The following is a 15,601-nucleotide window of genomic DNA, read 5'->3' on the forward strand; positions in this document are numbered from 1 at the left end:
TTAACCCCTTCCGCACAAATGCACGTAGGGGCAGTAAGAACACGCTGCACGTTTATCAGTCTTTTCAAAAGACTCTACAAAACGGTATGCCACTAAAATATCACTAAGTTGCGCAAGTTTTTCCTCCATTCCTTCTTCTTCCACACAGACTCCTTGCAAAAGGTCATAATACCCCACTCGCTCCACCTCCCCTTGCGTAGATGCTAACATATAGTAAAACTGCATTTGAAAATCCACCATGGTAGCAATGGCTTTTGGACCGCTTTTAAGGGTGTTGCCTGTTTTGTAATCAAGCACTTCAAGTCTGCCCGCAAGGTGCTTATCAATACGATCAACTTTTCCCTCAAGATGCACCCCCTCAAAGATGCTTTTTAAAGACTCTTCTAGCTTCCATGGGTGCCATCCCTTGGCATGGCGTTCTGCTTCATTGGCGCAAAACACCCCAAGACGCTCCCGCCATATCTCTTTTTCTAAGCGCCATGAGGCACTGGTGCCAAATGTAGCATCAAGGGCGTGTGCAACAAGGGCCTGATTTTTCACCTCCGAAGCACCAAACTCAGGATGGGCACACGCTATTTCAAGGGCGCCATGCAGGGCATTGCCTATATCTACTGCCTCAATGCCATCCTTGGGAAGAGGAGGCTCTTTAATGTGTTGAATATACCGGTGATAGTAGCGCCGTTTGCACGTTAACAAAACCTTCAAGCGCGTTGCCGAAAGAGGCTTCTCAAAAGGAGCATGGGGGTGAAGCACAGGCGTTTCTTCGCGAGATTTTTGAGCTACAAAAGGCAAAAGAAGCTGGCTAAGGCTCTCATCATAACGCTCTTTTTTTGTTCTCAGGGCTTGCAAAAAACGCGAGGGGAGTTTTTCTTCATTCTCCACATAGCCTATTGCTACATGGGAAGCTTGGGTAAAAAGTCGGCTGTAATAATAACGCTGTAATTGCTCTCTGTCTTCCTTGTCTGGCAACCCTGCATAATGGCGTAAAGTAGAAGAGAGAAACATATCTTTTTCGCTGCGATGAGGCACCAAATCATCATTAAAATCAGGCACAATCACCCCTTTAAAATGCACACCTCGGGTCTCTAACACTCCCATCACCGTCACAGGCCCTCCCATCACATCATCCACGCGCATCTTGTCAAGGCGGCGTAAAAATAAGGTTAGCGCCTCTGAGAATGTGAGCGTTGGCGCAATCTTAAGAACACGCTCCAAGGAAGCAAGCGCTTCGTGAAGCTGCTCTTTGATGGTGTTTTCTTCTGCTTCAAAAGAACCAATAAGTGCCACAAAAGTATGAAAGTTTGTGGGTTTTTTCCACTGTTTCTTCCATGCTTCACGCGTGTTTTCTTCAATGCCCAGCCGCCTCATTCTGTGCAAAGAGGGTTGGGTTGTTTGATGAACATCTTGGGCCTTAGCCCGCAAACGCACTACAAAATCAAGCTCTTTAGCAGGCTTTCCCATGGCATAATTAAAAACATAGGCACGGTCATACAGGCGCAACAAAGAAGCAAACCCTTCATCAGGGAGTACTACAACAATCTCTTCTGGGGCTAGTCCTTCTTGCAAAAAACGCGCAACACAATCAAGCACAAACCCTACCTGCAAACTCCGAGAAGCCAACGGATAAACTTTCGCACAAGGAGCACTCAAAGAGCAAGGTGACGTGCTAAAATCGTCACCGCCAAGTCGAATCTGCGCCTCTTCTCCGATTTTCAAATCAATGCCTCTGGCACGCAAAACTTGTAAGACCTTTTCGTTATAAGGCGTTGCCACAAGCTTTACATGTAAGGGCACAAGACGTCCCATCTCCTCCAGTACGCGCCACTCAAAGCTACTCAAGTACCCTTCCAAATGCACTGTAATAGCTTTACATGTAAAGACAAACGTCTCATCCATACGCGCATAAAGCGGAAAGGTAATGGTATCATATAACCCCTGCGCATCTAGGGCGTGTGTATAGTTTTCATACACCTGTTTAAGCAAAGCAAGGTGTTCGGCAAATTGTGCGTAAACATCCGCACCCTCTAAATCTGCAATCGTTTTTTCTTCCGCACTAAGCTCCTCAAAAAAACGAAACACGTAGGAAGCGTTTTTAACAAAAGCCATAAAATGCTGCGGGATATTAAGAGTTTCAAAGGCATCAAACGCAACAGCTTGCTGCATCAAAAGAAGACGCATCTCCTCTTCTGCTTGCACTTTACCTTCGACAATTAACGCTTTTTTAAAAAATTCAGCAATGCTCATTGCCTTTGGCAAAAATGTGTCTTGAGAAGAAAACGAAGCATAAAAAGAACGGACAGCGCGGTGGGTAGGGAAGATATGAATCATGGGCTCACTTTCTTGGGATAAGTGAGCCATTGTAGCAAAAAGTTACTTGCTTGCAAACACCTCATGGGTCACAAAACCCTCAAATTCATCAATCTGAATTTTACTCAAAAGTTGCCAACGACCTGGCTTGTCTAACACCACAGGCCCAAAGAAAAACATGCCATTTTCTCCCTTGGAGACATGCGGCTCTTGGTTAAACGCATTGGTATCAGGGCGTGTAATTAAAAGTGTTACTGTAGCCTCTTCCACGGGTAGCGCACCCACTTTGCGAAGAATCTGCAGGGGAATCTGTGTGGGTTTGTCTATTTCTACTTTCAAAAGAGGAAATATTGCTTCAAACTGACCATCAAATACTTGTTGATTGGCGCGCAATTCATTAATGCTGCTATCTACTTGATCGTATTTAGCAAGGTAAGTTTGGTCAAACTGAACAGGATTGTCTAGGGCGATTTTCACGGTCCAGCCACACGCCACAATGATAAAAATAATAGCACCAACAATGGCATGAGGCCAAAGATTGCGTTCTTTTTTTTGTTTAGGTGTTGTTGCGTGCATGGCGGTGTTTTCTCCTTCGGTATAAAGCGACACCAACAGCCCATATGAGCGTAGCGTAAACAATGATACGCACAATGTTGAGTGTATTTTTATTCCCACTTCCAATAGCGTGGTCCAATGTAATCTTCTGTGTTGCTGCGATTTGCTCCACAATATCCGCATACCCATTCAACATTGCTGCGGTGTAATTATCGCTTCCTTTTTTAGTGGTTAAAAGTGGCAAAATTGTCCCTCTCCAAGGGTAAGGACTCAAGATTGCATCCTTATTAAACAGCGCTTCAACTCCTCCTGAACTAAGAATGTTGACCTGCTTATCTTCTTTTGAGAGCATCAATAGAGCATAAGGAGCGGTAAGCTTAGAGGAAAGCTCTAGCTCCACATCAGCCATCACTTTTCCTTGCAAAGAGTGAAGTGCCACCAAATAAACATTCACGCCACTTTTTTGGCGCAACTCTTCACCCAAAACATTTATCTTTTGGACTGCGCGCTCCCCTATAATGCCTTCATTAACAAGCACGCCAGCAGCAGAGAGCACACTGGAAAAAAAGATTAGAGAGAAAGCAGTCACCAAAAGGCGACCGCTACGTAAAAAAGTGTGCATTAGCCAATAAACAATGCGTTAGGAGTAAGCACAGCCCATGCACAAATAAGCGCACTAATAATTAATCCGATGGTAATAATTTTATCCATATGTTCGGCCATAGCATTACTCCTTTATGACTTTAAGCTTTGCATTGTCTTTGTCAATCATCTTAATCGCTGAGGGATCAGTGATAACATAAGGCTTATCCGCCACCGCTTGTTGTGCCACGATTCCCCACCATGTCAAGCCAACCAAAATACTAATGAGCAAAAGGGTGGCAATGAGCATTCCCGTGATGCCATGTAGTGAAAAAATATGTCTGTTTGTATTTTCCATCATTACTCCTTATTTGGTCAAAGAGAGGATATATGTGCCAACAGCTAACTTCTGAACATCAGAGAGACGGCCATCATTAAAGGCAGGCATGTCGCCAATATACCCTTTTTTCCCACGGCTAAGCACCTCAACTGCAAATGCGGGCTTGCCATAAATAGTTAAATCCGGCGACATGCCATCCATGCCCTTGCCATCATCCCCATGACACGCTGCGCATGTAGGCCAAAGGGCCTCTCCTATTGAGACCAAGGAGGGATTAGCCGATGTGTTTGTCTGGGAAATTTCTTGAGCCATATAAGCAGCAACTGCCTTGGCGCTTGCCTCATCTAGCAACCCTCCAGGCATTTCACCCAAAGGATAGTTCAAGCCTTTTGCACCATCAAGAATAACCTCAACAATGGCTTTTTCACTTCCCCAGACAGTTAGATCGGTTGCTTTTCCTCCCATGCCATCAGCAGTAATACCATGGCACGGTGCGCACTGGACCAAATAAACACCCTCACCCATTCCCATAAGCGTGGCTTGGTCTGGGTTGGCCCACTTCTGCTCAAAACGCGCATTGTGTGCTTGCACCTCTTCGTTGTATTCTCCAATCTGAGAATAGGCGTTCAAGGGATAGCCCACTAAAAAGTACCAAATTGCCCAAACAATTGTCAAAACAAACACAACAGCCCAACCAAAAGGAGGGGGATTTTTATACTCACCAATACCATCCCAGTTGTGTTCAAGCAACTCGCCTTCGCTTTTTTCGTTGCGAATTTGCTTAAAATATTTTGCTGCAACAAGCCACGTAGCCAAGATGATTGCAGCCGAACCAATCAGCGATAGCACGTTGACGTTGTCACTTAAATTAAACCATTCCATTTTTAGTGCTCCTCTTTGTAGTTAGCGCTTTTAGCATTGTTTGGAAAAGGATTCAACTGGCGTATCGTGAATTTCATCCCTAAGGACGATGTCTGAATATTTCTCATAACTTTTTCGTCCTGTTTTTTCAGACTTGTACATATGGTACGCATACCCATACATTGCAAAAACAAGAAGAATAGTAAAAGCAAAATACCCGTATCCAAGAAGCTCTTTAAGTGTTTCCAATTCCATTGTCATGCCTTATTTTAAGCTATTCATGTAAGCGATAATCGCCACAATTTCTTTGATTTCGCCGCGCTCAAAAGCATCTTTAACATCCTGATTTCGCATGCTATCGACTACTACTTTTGCTTCAGCAAACACTTGCTCTCTTGCCTCTTCCCATGTGCCAAGAGCTGGCATTCCCTCAGTGTCATAAGGCACCTTAAACACTTGTTTAACAGTAAAAGCCTCTGCATAAGCTGTTTCAATATCTGCATTGTTTTTAAACATGTGTTTATATGCAGGCATGATGGAGCTTGGCACAACAGAAAGCGGATCCCACATGTGGTTCTCATGCCAATCGGTTGTACGGTAGTTTCCTACGCGCATAAGGTCGGGCCCTGTGCGCTTTGAACCCCAAAGAAAAGGACGATCATAGGCATATTCTCCACTCAAAGAGTAGTTTCCATACCGGTCTGTTTCAGATTTAAAAGGACGAATAAGTTGCGAATGGCACGCATTACAACTGTCTTTAATATACACATGACGACCAGCGAGCTCAAGCACACTGTAGGGCTTTCGTGTTTCTACAGGGCGCGCTTGTTCCGCGAATTGCGGAATAATTTGTACAATGCCCGCGTAAGCAATCACAACAAAAACGGCAACGGCAAAAAAGAAAGGGTTTTTCTCTAACCAGCTAAACATAATCCATCCTCCTTTTACGCTGCCATGGGCGAAGCATTTTGAGGTTCTTTCTCAAGCGCTTTCCCAGCAGTCATGGTTTTGTACATATTGTAAGTGAAGATGAAGAAGCCAACCAAATACAACAATCCACCTGTTGCCCGAATAACATAGTAAGGAAACAACACCGTCACTGTGTCAATAAACGAATAGGCAAGATTACCAAACTGGTCCGTTGCACGCCACATCATCCCTTGAGTAATCCCTGCAACCCACATACTTGTAAAATAGAGCACAATGCCCGTAGTCTGAACCCAAAATTGCACTTCTAAAAGTTTTTTGCTGTAAAGTTCTCGTTTAAACATGCGAGGCGCCATATGAAACATCGCCGCCATAGTCATAAATCCAACCCAACCCAAAGTACCATCATGCACGTGACCTGGAATCCAATCCGTAAAATGCGCCAAAGCATTAACAGATTTGATAGATAAAATCGGCCCCTCAATGGTGCTAAACATATAAAAGGTGGAGGCTAAAATCATAAACTTAATAAGCGGATTAGATTTAATCTGGCCCCACTCACCCTTCATGGTCAAGAGCATGTTGATTGCACTACCCCAAGAAGGCAAAATAAGCACAACCGAAAAGATAGACCCCATGGTCTGCATCCAATCAGGCACTGTAGAGTAGATAAGGTGGTGGCTTCCTGCCCACAAGTAGACAAACATCAAGCCCCAAAATGAAAGCAAAGAGAGTTTGTACGAGTAAATAGGCTGGCCTGATTCTTTTGGCAAGAAGTAGTAAATCTGCGCAATGATTGCTACAGTAAAGACAAAGGCAACCGCGTTGTGTCCATACCACCACTGCACCATCGCATCATTAGTGCCTGCGTACATAGAAACAGAGTGGTACCAATTTCCCATGCCTGAAACAAAGTACGTGGGAACTGCCATATTGTTAAAAAGATACAACATTGCTACTCCCAAAAAGGTTGCAATGAAATACCAAAGGGAAATATACAGTGCCTTTTCGCGACGGATACCAATAAGGCCAAACATACTCACGCCCCAAAGCACCCACACAATGACCACGCCAATATCAATAGGCCATTCAAGTTCTGCGTACTCTTTAGAGGTTGTCACGCCCGCAAAAAGCGACACAACCGCAACAAGCATCACGACCATATAAAGCCAAAAATGAAGTTTTCCAATAAGCATCAAAAAAGGCGATTCAGCCATCGATACCTTTAAAACACGCTGTCCAATGTAGTACCATGTAGAAAAAATACCTGCGAGCATAAACCCGAAGATAACCCCACTGGTATGCAAAGGGCGCAATCGACTAAACGTACCATACTCGCCCGCGAGGTAGTTCAGTTCTGGATATGCCATTTGATAGGCAATCAACACACCAATTACCATGCCGATGATTCCAAAAAGAATGGAAGCATACATAAACAGTTTGGCAACAGTGTAGTCGTAGTTCAATGCACTGCTTGGTTGCATTAAATTCCTCCTGCTAAGATTTTTATGTCACGCTAATATCACATAATTCGAGAAGTATAAAACAACTTTGATACAAGCAAGCTTAATAAGATTAAATTTGTGTTAAATTGAAACGGTAATGTTAAATTTTATTTCATGTGTCGATTTTGTATCCAAGACCAGGAACATTTTTAATGAATCCCCTTCCTGTTTTTTCTCTTACGCGCTTAATGAAGGTTCGGATGGCGGCGTCACTGACGTTTTTATTGGCCCATACGGAGCGTTTTATCTCCTCATGTAGCACAAAGGTTCCCAAGTGTTTTACAAGCAAAGAAACAAAAAGTAGCTCTTTTTTGGTTAAGCCAATCTCTTCACCTTGCAAGACAAGAACACGTTTAGATTTATCAAACTGGTACCCGCCGCCTACTTCAATGACCTCACTTGTCGCAAAACGCTCCTTGGCTACATGTAAAAGCGTTTCCATGAGTTCATCTGGGTCTATGGGCTTAATAAGATATTTATCTATCCCCACGTCTATCGCTTTTAATAACCGCTCCTTTTCACTAAAGGCACTTAAGATAATGACGGGAGTTTCTTTAGAGATGGCCTTGATAGCTCTGGCCATATCTAGGCCATCCATAATAGGCATAGAGATATCTGTAACAACTATATCGGGTTTGTATTTTTTAAATTTTTTAAGCCCATCTTCGCCGTCACGCGCCGTAATGAGTTTTGAAAATTCATCCTCAATTGCTCCAGCAAGCGCCTCGCGGATGTCATTTTCATCCTCCACAAACAACACTACCAAACTTTTTAAATTGCCTAGCTCCGCACCCATCTACAACTCCTCAATACAATAATAGTTTATTATTTTTCTAATCTTATCGGAACTTTAACATTGAAACAAGCTCCCTCGCCAGCATTAAGTGCCTCAATACTCCCCTTCATGCTGTTTTCAACAATCATTTTGCTCATATACAGTCCAAGGCCCGTCCCTAAACTTCCTTGCTTTGTTGTGAAATAGGGTTCAAATATTTTTTCCAAAATTTCTTCATTTATTCCGCCTGCGTTATCTCGAACACTCACCATTAATGTTCTGCCATCAAAGCGCGCAATATGAATATCAATGTATTTTTGCTCACAAGAACTTTCTAAAAAAGCATCTTTAGCATTGGTGATAAGATTAATGAGCACTTGAATAAGTTCACTTTTAAAGCCATGAATCAATACTTTATCTTCAGATGTAACACGCACCACAATTTGTTCACTCCCCAATGTTCCCTTAAGCATAGCCAACGCGTCATCAACCACCTCGTTTATATAAAAATCCTCGCGGGGCTTATTGGGGTTGAAAAAATTACGAAAATCTTCAATAGTTTGAGACATTTTCTTAATCACCCCCTTGCCGTGTTCGTAGGTTTCCAAAAAAGCATTTTGGTCGCCTTGTCCAAACAACTTCTTAAGCTTATACAAATCAATGCCAAGTTCCGAGAGCGGTTGGCGCCACTGATGTGCAATATTGCCAATCATTTCCCCCATGGAAGCCAAACGCGCCTGAGTAAACAACAGCCGCTCTTTTTCGCGATTTTTAGCAACCTCTTCACTCACGCGACGTTCAAGATTTCGGTTTAAATCTTTAAGTTGCATCGTTTGAGACTGAACCCGCTCCTCCAAGGTGGAGTTGAGCTGTTCTAGCTCCTCCTCTTTGCGTTTCAGTGCCTCTGTTAGCACCACCGTGTCTGTCACGTCATAGCGGATGGCAATAAACTCTTCAATAACCCCTTGTGTATTTACCATTGGAATAACCGTTGTGTTCACATAAAACGTTGTCCCATTTTTAGCACGGTTTTTAACGGTGGATTTATAAACTTTTTTAGCTAAGATGGTTTCCCAAAGCTTTTTAAAAGTCTCTTTGGGCACATCAGGATGACGCACAATGTTGTGATTTGCTCCAATGAGTTCCTTCTTTGAATAACCACAAATACGGCAAAACTCATCATTGACAAACGTAATAATACCCTCAATGTTAGTCTTAGAAACAATATTGCTTGTCTCAATTGCTTCTTGGTATTTTTCAAGTTTCATCACATTCCTTGTGTTGCCATAAAGCCCATATAACTCATATAAATACCGTATCCTATGATTAAAAAGCTTGCCGCCTTGATCATAAGTTCCCTAAAATGGCCGCCCTTTAAAAACCCAATAATATACCCAAAGCCAAGCAATGCAGGCACTGTGGACAAACCAAAAATAGCCATCACCACCCCACCCCAAAACCATGAAGCGGTTGCCACCGCCGAAACGGCAAAGAAATAAACCAAACCACAAGGCAAAAACCCATTAAGGAGACCAAGTCCATAAAAACTCCCCAAAGAAGGTGAACGAATAAGCCGTGCAAATAAAATACGCACCCACGGATGGGTCGCCAAGGAAGATTCCAATGAAGTTAAAAACTTGATTTTCCCCATAAGAGAAAGTCCCATAAGCACCATAAAAATACCTACACAAAAATAGAGATACCCTAAAACTATTGGAGAAATAGCAATAACGCCACCCATTAGTCCAAATAATATGCCCAGTAAAACATAAGATGTTACGCGTCCAAAATTGTAGGCAAGGTGGGCTAAAAGCTGAGAAGGAATAGGGGATGAGGGGTTTATTTTAGCACTGGTGTAGGCCACCACAAAGCCTCCACACATGCCGATACAGTGGCCCAAGCTTCCAAAAAAAGCGACGCCAATAATTGCGTATAGGTTCACTGCATCGATGGGTTGCTCCTCTTAGAGGCGTTTAGCAAAGGTTTGAAAAATATACTTACTTTCGTGCGGCCCTGGGCTTGCTTCGGGGTGATGTTGGACAGAAAAGGCAGGGGTTTCTTTGTACTCAAGCCCTTCAATCGTCTTATCAAACAAATTCATATGCGTCACGGTTGCAATTTCGCACACCGCATCTGGCACATTATAATTGTGGTTTTGCGCTGTAATTTCTACAATGCCTGTTGCACTGTTTTTCACAGGATGGTTGCCACCATGCTGCCCAAATTTCAGCTTATATGTAGGATAACCATGGGCGATAGAGAGCAGTTGGTGCCCCAAGCATATCCCAAACAGAGGAATTTTTGCTTTAATGAGTGCTTTGATTTGAGCGATAGGTTCGGCTAAGATTAACGGATCCCCGGGCCCATTAGAGAGAAATACACCTGAAATTTCCCCAGCTTCATAACGAGCAATCAGCTCCTCGGCTTTACATGTAGAAGGCACAACTTCCACTTCAAGCCCCACTTCACACAATTCGTTGAGAATATTGCGCTTTACCCCAAAGTCAATTGCAATAATTTTTTTACCCAAATAGTTTGTTGCCTCTTTGTACGAAAGTGCCGTTTCGTCCCATGCTCCGTAATTATGCACATAGGGCTCTTTGGTGCTAACTTGTTGGATATAATCGACTTCTTCGATACGTGGCGCCTCTTCAAGAAGGCGTTTTAACTCTTCTTTTGAAGAAATTTCTGTTGAGGCAATCATCATTCTTGGACCACCATCGCGCACCATTTTTGTCAAATAGCGTGTATCAATGTCGCAAATACCAAGGGTTTTATGTGCCTCCAAAAAGTCAGGCAAGGAAGAAGAAGATCTGAAATTAGAAGCTTCAAAATTTGTTTTGCGCACAATCATTCCTGAAGCATGCACCTTAGCACTCTCCATATCTGCATCATTGGTGCCCACGATGCCAATTTCTGGCATCGTAAATACAACAAACTGTCCCGCATAGCTTGGATCACTCATAATTTCTTGGTAACCACTCATGGAAGTGTTAAAAACAATCTCTCCCACGCGTGTTCCCGAAGCACCAAACCCTTTTGCTTCTAAAAATAGACCATTTTCTACATAAATCCATACGGGCTTTAAACTCATTGCAACATCCCCCTGCGTCGTAATTCCTCTTCGTACAAGCGCTCAAACACCAACTCATACTCTTCTGAACCTGGAACAAGCTTGCGTTTATAGTGGCTAATGCGCTCAATTACCACATCTTCAATGCCTTCAAAATTTTTCAAGTACTCTTCAATGGCATTGTAAATCACATTTTTAACACGATTTTCCGAAACGGTGTACTCAATAAGTCCTGTTTTCCATGCAGATTCCAAAATGCGGTGTGCCACATCATTGTAACGGTCTTCATAGGAAAGGACAACGTCATACTCTTTGGCTAGTTTTTTCTTCACAAGCCAAAACATATTGCGTCGGTCTACTTGCATAAATTCGATGTCATCTTCGTTTTCTTCTAGTACCTCATTGACACGCTCTTCCAAAGCCAGCTCTCGCTGAACATCTTGCGCTAAAAACTCTTGGCCCAATTTGGCAACAGGCTCGAGTCCGGAAGTGAGTGTTACAAACCCGCAATTAAGAAGATCGATGGCGATTTTATTGGCGATGTAAGGGGTATGAGGCATTCGGATTTTCATAATGTCACCTTCGGTAAATTTTGGCAATTTTACCCAATAAAAGGTAAATATCTGTTGAGACAAGGAAGGGCAATAGCCTATCGCATTTTAAAAACACTAATAAAAATTTACCCTTAAGAAGGGGGGTGCAAAATCTTTGCTTTTTCTTTTTCATATTCTTCTTCTGTTATGGCGCCGATGTCACACAAGTGTTTTAGTTTTTCAAGGGTCTCATAAGGGCCTTCTTTGGGCTGACTAAACTCTTGTTTCCCGAGTCCAAGCATTCGCCCAAGCAATCCAAAAACACGCTTAATAGCCCGTGCAATTTTAGGCAAAACCCACACCATAATTCCAACAAAGAAAACCAAAAGCACTAAAAAAAGAACCGGATGGTTAAGTGCTGTCCATAGGCCTGCAAAGACTAGCATATCTTCCCCCACAGAAGCGCCCCAATTACTAAAAGGCTCAGGAGAAGTGTTAATCATGACTCTACTTCCTGCTTTGGTAGCATGCGTTGAAGCAGCCATACCGCCACCCAAAATTGCTGCAGCCATTGCCATTGCTGGCGCCACTTCGCCAACCGCCCCAGCTGCCAACAAGGCACCCGCAGGAATACGCACAAAGGTATGAATCGCATCCCAGCCTGAATCCACCCCTGGGGTTTTATCTGCGATAAATTCCACCATATACATAAGGCCCGCCGCCCCAATGACCATGGGATTTGACAACACCTCCAAGGCGGGAGGCAATACAATCGCGCCCTGTGTTGCCCCAATTCCCAAAACCAACAGCGTCGCATAGAGGTTAATACCGCTCGCCCAAGAAGCGCCCATGGCCAGAGCGATTGTCTGAATAAGGTCATTATACTGTTCCATAAGGGCTCCTTGTTTGAATAGATTGGCTACAAAAAAGGTTGCAAAAACCTTGATTGAGCTTATATGTAAAGCCTAAAAAATTTTATTGAAACGGCGGTCCTTTGCTTAACAAGGTTGTAATTTCAGAAGCAACGTTGGGATTCATTTTTGCCAAAATTTGGGATACTTTTTTAGGAGGCAGGGTGAATAAAATCCCAGCGGCTTCTTGGCGCGTTAGGGCTTCTAAAATTCCAGCGGCAGCATTATCCTTCATCTTGTTATAGGTTTCACGCAATTTGTTCTCTTTTTCCCCTTGAATGGTTGCTAAAATCTCTTGATTTTCTTTCAGTATTGCCTCGATAGCAATTTCCTTTTGAGTAATCTCTGCAAGCACCGCATCCACCTTGGCCTGTTCGCGTGCAAGGGCTTCTTCTTTTTGAGTAAAAAGTGCATTGGTGGCGGCTCTCAAGGCTTCAAAGGATTGTTTGGCTTCGTCGATGAGCTCCACCTCACGCTGCAGTTCACTTTTTCGCTCTTCAAAAATTTTAGTACAATCTGTTACCTGCGCAAAAACAACCATGTGAAATACTAGCAGCACTCCAAGAATTTTCCTCATCGCACTTTTCCTCCTAATGCATACAGCTGTAGTGCCACCTCATCAAGCGTCAGCTGCTCTTGTTTTTTTAAACGCTTTAGCATTGCCGAAGTTGCTTCTTCTTCAAGGTATTTGATTTTTTCAAAATCTCGCCTTGCTTCTTGGTAGTGGTGCAAACAGGCGTTTGCTTCTAATTGAGCAGCTTCTAGGGATTCATATAAATCCTGTTTTTGCCGGTACAGCCGCTCCCCAAAAGCCTTTACATGTAAAAGGTCACAAAACATTCCTTGGGCAGGAACCTGTTGTGACCGCTGGGCTTCTTCTACAAGAAAAATCTCTTTTTCAATACGCGATACTTTTGTGCGTGCCTCCATGAGCGCGGCCTCTTTAGCGTCTAAAAGCTGTTTTTTTACTTTTGCGATAGCGCTAAATTTTTGGTCCATTGGCTCATCCTTTAGCCGTTAAGCGTGCCATAACTCCTAGAGCAAAATCGTATCATTGCGATCAGGAGAGGTTGAAATGATACCTACCTTGGTTCCAGTGAGCTCTTCAATGCGACGAATATAGCGCTTGGCATTTTCAGGAAGCGCTTCAAAAACACGAACGCCAGCCACCTTATCCCAGCCTGGCATCTCTTCGTATACAGGCGTGACGTTTTCTAGGGATGTGGGCATGGTTTGGGTGATTTTGCCGTTGATTTCATAAGCAGTGCAGATTTTTATTGTTTCAAATCCATCCAGCACGTCTAATTTCATGAGTGCAAACTGATCGCACCCATTAAGGCGCGACGCGTAGCGCACGCCAACAGCGTCAAACCAACCGCACCTTCGGCGTCTGCCAGTGGTTGTTCCTACTTCTTTTCCAACATCCGCCATGGTTTTTCCCGCTTCGGTCGTGTCTTCACTGGGAAAAGGGCCGTGTCCCACGCGGGTTGTATACGCCTTAACAATGCCAGTCACCGTGCCAATATCTTTGGGATTTAGTCCAAGACCAGTACATGCCCCTGCACTCACGGTATTGGAGCTTGTCACAAAGGGGTAGGTGCCGTGGTCAATGTCTAAAAGAGTCCCCTGCGCCCCCTCTAGCAACATAGTTTTGTTAGCATCGAGGGTATCCCAGACCATTTGGGTCGTATTGGCAATAAAAGGGGCCAGTGCATTTTTGTACTCCACAAGCTCTTCCAAAAGGACCTCTTTTGAAGGCAAAGTAACGCCAAGGGCTTCGATAATTGCCTTTTGGTGTTCAAAGGTTTCCAAAATGCTTTCACAAAGCGCAAGAGGATTGAGCAATTCCCCAACACGGTGGCCTGTGCGGCTAATTTTATCAGCATACGCCGGCCCAATACCCTTGCCTGTTGTACCAATGGCTTTTTCGCCTTTAAGGCGCTCTTTGGCCTGGTCGATATGGGCATGGTATGAAAGATTTAAATGGGCCTTATCGCTGATAAACAAACGCCCTTCAAGGTTTTGAAATTGTTGCATCTCTTTTATCAAAGAGGCGGGATTAAGCACAACACCATTGCCAATGATGTTGCATGCTTTAGGGTTAAGCACGCCAGAGGGAACCAAATGGAGCGCGTAACGTACCCCATCAACCCAAATGGTATGTCCTGCGTTGTGACCTCCTTGGCTACGGCACACAACGTCATACTCTTGTGCTAAACGGTCAACAATTTTTCCTTTTCCTTCATCTCCCCACTGAATCCCGACAATTAAATCCGCTTTTGACATATTCATTCCTATCTCATCAAAGTTTCTATAATGGCATCTGTATGCACGCCAAATCCGCTTGAAATCTGCGATTCAAACTGATAACACCCACCGCTTCCCAAGGTCTTGTTGTGGTGCACAAACCGAAAAAAGAGTTGGTCGTAGTATTGCATTTTCGCATAGTACAACGGGGCAAGTACCACAGGGTGGCGTCCGCATACATGCACTAATTGTTTCATTTGCTCCAAAGGCTCCCTTAGCACAGAAGGCACCAAGGCAATCACTGCGTCAATGTCTTTGGGGTCTTGCAAGGTTGCAAGGGCACTAAGCCACGGCTCCTCATGCTGCAGTAAAGCTTCCAAATGGCCCGATTTTAAAACGTCCAAAGGAATATCAAACATGGTTGAGATTGCTCGAGGAATGGCAATATTACTAATTTGCAAATAGGGTCCACAAGAGAGCTTATCAAGCAAACCGCCCAAGAGCGCCACGCTCGTACTGAGGTCATCTTCCCCTATGAGCTCTCCGCCGATTTGATAAAACTCAAAACTGGGGTAAGCAAACACAGGCTGCACGTAAAACCACCGTTTTTGAGAGGTGGAACGCCCAAGCCTACGCGTGACAATTCGCACCACATCAAGAGTACTATCCGCCCGCAAAGAGACAAGGTGATTCTCGTGATTTGAAAAGCGCAATAACTCTTTTTCACTTATTTGATGGTGCTGGTGGTAGGAGAAAAAAGGCGTGATAATTTCCTCAAACCCCGCCCCCACCAATTGGTCACTTGCCAGAGTTTCTATTTTGCGCTTAAGTGCAGCGCTTTTGCCAAAATAGAGCCTGCTTCCTTCTGGAATTTCATGTTCGTAAATCATGCGCTACTTTCTTTTTAGAGTTTTTACAAAATTCTTGATACGCTTTTGAAGCAAAGAGGGACAATTGTACCCAAATTGGCTTTAAAGGCGAATGC

18 protein-coding genes are annotated in these 15,601 nt (G+C 43.8%); all 18 read right to left on the reverse strand.

What is annotated here, in order from left to right; all coding sequences use genetic code 11:
* The 18 genes from JWV37_RS00365 to JWV37_RS00450 all read right to left on the reverse strand — a co-directional run bounded on the left by JWV37_RS00365 (position 1) and on the right by JWV37_RS00450 (position 15,506).
* Complete coding sequence (locus tag JWV37_RS00365) at positions 1-2,328, reverse strand: PD-(D/E)XK nuclease family protein (protein ID WP_205457659.1); 2,328 nt, start codon at positions 2,326-2,328, stop codon at positions 1-3.
* 42 nt (positions 2,329-2,370) lie between these two features.
* Positions 2,371-2,883 carry a FixH family protein gene (locus tag JWV37_RS00370; RefSeq protein WP_205457660.1) on the reverse strand — a complete coding sequence of 171 codons (513 nt, stop codon included), beginning with the start codon at positions 2,881-2,883 and terminating at the stop codon, positions 2,371-2,373.
* Entirely contained in the window at positions 2,864-3,484 is a 621-nt protein-coding gene (locus tag JWV37_RS00375) for a TPM domain-containing protein (protein ID WP_205457661.1), read from the reverse strand. Before JWV37_RS00375 ends, JWV37_RS00370 begins: the two co-directional genes overlap by 20 nt.
* 105 nt (positions 3,485-3,589) lie before the next feature.
* Entirely contained in the window at positions 3,590-3,802 is a 213-nt protein-coding gene (locus JWV37_RS00380) for a DUF4006 family protein (protein ID WP_205457662.1), read from the reverse strand.
* Between the two features lie 9 nt (positions 3,803-3,811).
* Positions 3,812-4,666, reverse strand: coding sequence for a cbb3-type cytochrome c oxidase N-terminal domain-containing protein (locus JWV37_RS00385; RefSeq protein ID WP_205457663.1), 855 nt, complete (start codon positions 4,664-4,666; stop codon positions 3,812-3,814).
* A gap of 30 nt (positions 4,667-4,696) precedes the next feature.
* Positions 4,697-4,900, reverse strand: a complete 204-nt coding sequence (locus tag JWV37_RS00390) for a cytochrome c oxidase, cbb3-type, CcoQ subunit (protein WP_205457664.1) — start codon at positions 4,898-4,900, stop codon at positions 4,697-4,699.
* 9 nt (positions 4,901-4,909) lie between these two features.
* On the reverse strand, positions 4,910-5,575 hold the full coding sequence (gene ccoO, locus JWV37_RS00395) for a cytochrome-c oxidase, cbb3-type subunit II (protein WP_205457665.1): 666 nt from the start codon (positions 5,573-5,575) through the stop codon (positions 4,910-4,912).
* Positions 5,576-5,589: 14 nt separating this feature from the next.
* Positions 5,590-7,056, reverse strand: coding sequence for a cytochrome-c oxidase, cbb3-type subunit I (gene ccoN, locus JWV37_RS00400; RefSeq protein WP_205457666.1), 1,467 nt, complete (start codon positions 7,054-7,056; stop codon positions 5,590-5,592).
* Positions 7,057-7,189: 133 nt separating this feature from the next.
* Positions 7,190-7,873 (reverse strand): response regulator transcription factor, encoded by a 684-nt coding sequence (locus tag JWV37_RS00405; RefSeq protein ID WP_205457667.1) that lies wholly within the window; start codon positions 7,871-7,873, stop codon positions 7,190-7,192.
* A gap of 29 nt (positions 7,874-7,902) precedes the next feature.
* Positions 7,903-9,120: a PAS domain-containing sensor histidine kinase gene (locus tag JWV37_RS00410; RefSeq protein WP_205457668.1), complete on the reverse strand. Its 1,218-nt coding sequence runs from the start codon at positions 9,118-9,120 to the stop codon at positions 7,903-7,905.
* Positions 9,120-9,794, reverse strand: a complete 675-nt coding sequence (locus JWV37_RS00415; RefSeq protein ID WP_369407627.1) for a sulfite exporter TauE/SafE family protein — start codon at positions 9,792-9,794, stop codon at positions 9,120-9,122. The genes JWV37_RS00410 and JWV37_RS00415 overlap by 1 nt, the downstream gene beginning before the upstream one ends.
* 21 nt (positions 9,795-9,815) lie before the next feature.
* Positions 9,816-10,946, reverse strand: coding sequence for a glutamine-hydrolyzing carbamoyl-phosphate synthase small subunit (carA, locus tag JWV37_RS00420; protein ID WP_205457669.1), 1,131 nt, complete (start codon positions 10,944-10,946; stop codon positions 9,816-9,818).
* On the reverse strand, positions 10,943-11,497 hold the full coding sequence (locus JWV37_RS00425; RefSeq protein ID WP_205457670.1) for a DUF507 family protein: 555 nt from the start codon (positions 11,495-11,497) through the stop codon (positions 10,943-10,945). The genes carA and JWV37_RS00425 overlap by 4 nt, the downstream gene beginning before the upstream one ends.
* A 113-nt stretch (positions 11,498-11,610) precedes the next feature.
* The gene (locus JWV37_RS00430) at positions 11,611-12,351 is read right to left on the reverse strand and encodes a DUF4126 domain-containing protein (protein ID WP_205457671.1); all 741 of its coding nucleotides are present in this window, start codon (positions 12,349-12,351) and stop codon (positions 11,611-11,613) included.
* An 82-nt stretch (positions 12,352-12,433) separates the two neighbouring features.
* Positions 12,434-12,946, reverse strand: coding sequence for a MotE family protein (locus JWV37_RS00435; RefSeq protein ID WP_205457672.1), 513 nt, complete (start codon positions 12,944-12,946; stop codon positions 12,434-12,436).
* Positions 12,943-13,368, reverse strand: coding sequence for a flagellar export protein FliJ (locus JWV37_RS00440; RefSeq protein ID WP_205457673.1), 426 nt, complete (start codon positions 13,366-13,368; stop codon positions 12,943-12,945). Before JWV37_RS00440 ends, JWV37_RS00435 begins: the two co-directional genes overlap by 4 nt.
* Positions 13,369-13,404: 36 nt before the next feature.
* Positions 13,405-14,655: an adenylosuccinate synthase gene (locus JWV37_RS00445; RefSeq protein ID WP_205457798.1), complete on the reverse strand. Its 1,251-nt coding sequence runs from the start codon at positions 14,653-14,655 to the stop codon at positions 13,405-13,407.
* An 8-nt stretch (positions 14,656-14,663) separates the two neighbouring features.
* On the reverse strand, positions 14,664-15,506 hold the full coding sequence (locus JWV37_RS00450; RefSeq protein WP_205457674.1) for an ATP phosphoribosyltransferase regulatory subunit: 843 nt from the start codon (positions 15,504-15,506) through the stop codon (positions 14,664-14,666).
* Positions 15,507-15,601 lie beyond the last annotated feature (95 nt).

The organism is Sulfurospirillum tamanense (assembly GCF_016937535.1).
Taxonomy (GTDB): domain Bacteria; phylum Campylobacterota; class Campylobacteria; order Campylobacterales; family Campylobacteraceae; genus Sulfurospirillum_B; species Sulfurospirillum_B tamanense.

Excerpts from the sequence above, each read along its gene's own strand:
- JWV37_RS00365 (WP_205457659.1), bottom strand. The coding sequence starts at position 2,328 with ATGATTCATATCTTCCCTACCCACCGCGCTGTCCGTTCTTTTTATGCT.
- JWV37_RS00370 (WP_205457660.1), bottom strand. The coding sequence starts at position 2,883 with ATGCACGCAACAACACCTAAACAAAAAAAAGAACGCAATCTTTGGCCT.
- JWV37_RS00375 (WP_205457661.1), bottom strand. The coding sequence starts at position 3,484 with ATGCACACTTTTTTACGTAGCGGTCGCCTTTTGGTGACTGCTTTCTCT.
- JWV37_RS00380 (WP_205457662.1), bottom strand. The coding sequence starts at position 3,802 with ATGGAAAATACAAACAGACATATTTTTTCACTACATGGCATCACGGGA.
- JWV37_RS00385 (WP_205457663.1), bottom strand. The coding sequence starts at position 4,666 with ATGGAATGGTTTAATTTAAGTGACAACGTCAACGTGCTATCGCTGATT.
- JWV37_RS00390 (WP_205457664.1), bottom strand. The coding sequence starts at position 4,900 with ATGGAATTGGAAACACTTAAAGAGCTTCTTGGATACGGGTATTTTGCT.
- ccoO (WP_205457665.1), bottom strand. The coding sequence starts at position 5,575 with ATGTTTAGCTGGTTAGAGAAAAACCCTTTCTTTTTTGCCGTTGCCGTT.
- ccoN (WP_205457666.1), bottom strand. The coding sequence starts at position 7,056 with ATGCAACCAAGCAGTGCATTGAACTACGACTACACTGTTGCCAAACTG.
- JWV37_RS00405 (WP_205457667.1), bottom strand. The coding sequence starts at position 7,873 with ATGGGTGCGGAGCTAGGCAATTTAAAAAGTTTGGTAGTGTTGTTTGTG.
- JWV37_RS00410 (WP_205457668.1), bottom strand. The coding sequence starts at position 9,120 with ATGAAACTTGAAAAATACCAAGAAGCAATTGAGACAAGCAATATTGTT.
- carA (WP_205457669.1), bottom strand. The coding sequence starts at position 10,946 with ATGAGTTTAAAGCCCGTATGGATTTATGTAGAAAATGGTCTATTTTTA.
- JWV37_RS00425 (WP_205457670.1), bottom strand. The coding sequence starts at position 11,497 with ATGAAAATCCGAATGCCTCATACCCCTTACATCGCCAATAAAATCGCC.
- JWV37_RS00430 (WP_205457671.1), bottom strand. The coding sequence starts at position 12,351 with ATGGAACAGTATAATGACCTTATTCAGACAATCGCTCTGGCCATGGGC.
- JWV37_RS00435 (WP_205457672.1), bottom strand. The coding sequence starts at position 12,946 with ATGAGGAAAATTCTTGGAGTGCTGCTAGTATTTCACATGGTTGTTTTT.
- JWV37_RS00440 (WP_205457673.1), bottom strand. The coding sequence starts at position 13,368 with ATGGACCAAAAATTTAGCGCTATCGCAAAAGTAAAAAAACAGCTTTTA.
- JWV37_RS00445 (WP_205457798.1), bottom strand. The coding sequence starts at position 14,655 with ATGTCAAAAGCGGATTTAATTGTCGGGATTCAGTGGGGAGATGAAGGA.
- JWV37_RS00450 (WP_205457674.1), bottom strand. The coding sequence starts at position 15,506 with ATGATTTACGAACATGAAATTCCAGAAGGAAGCAGGCTCTATTTTGGC.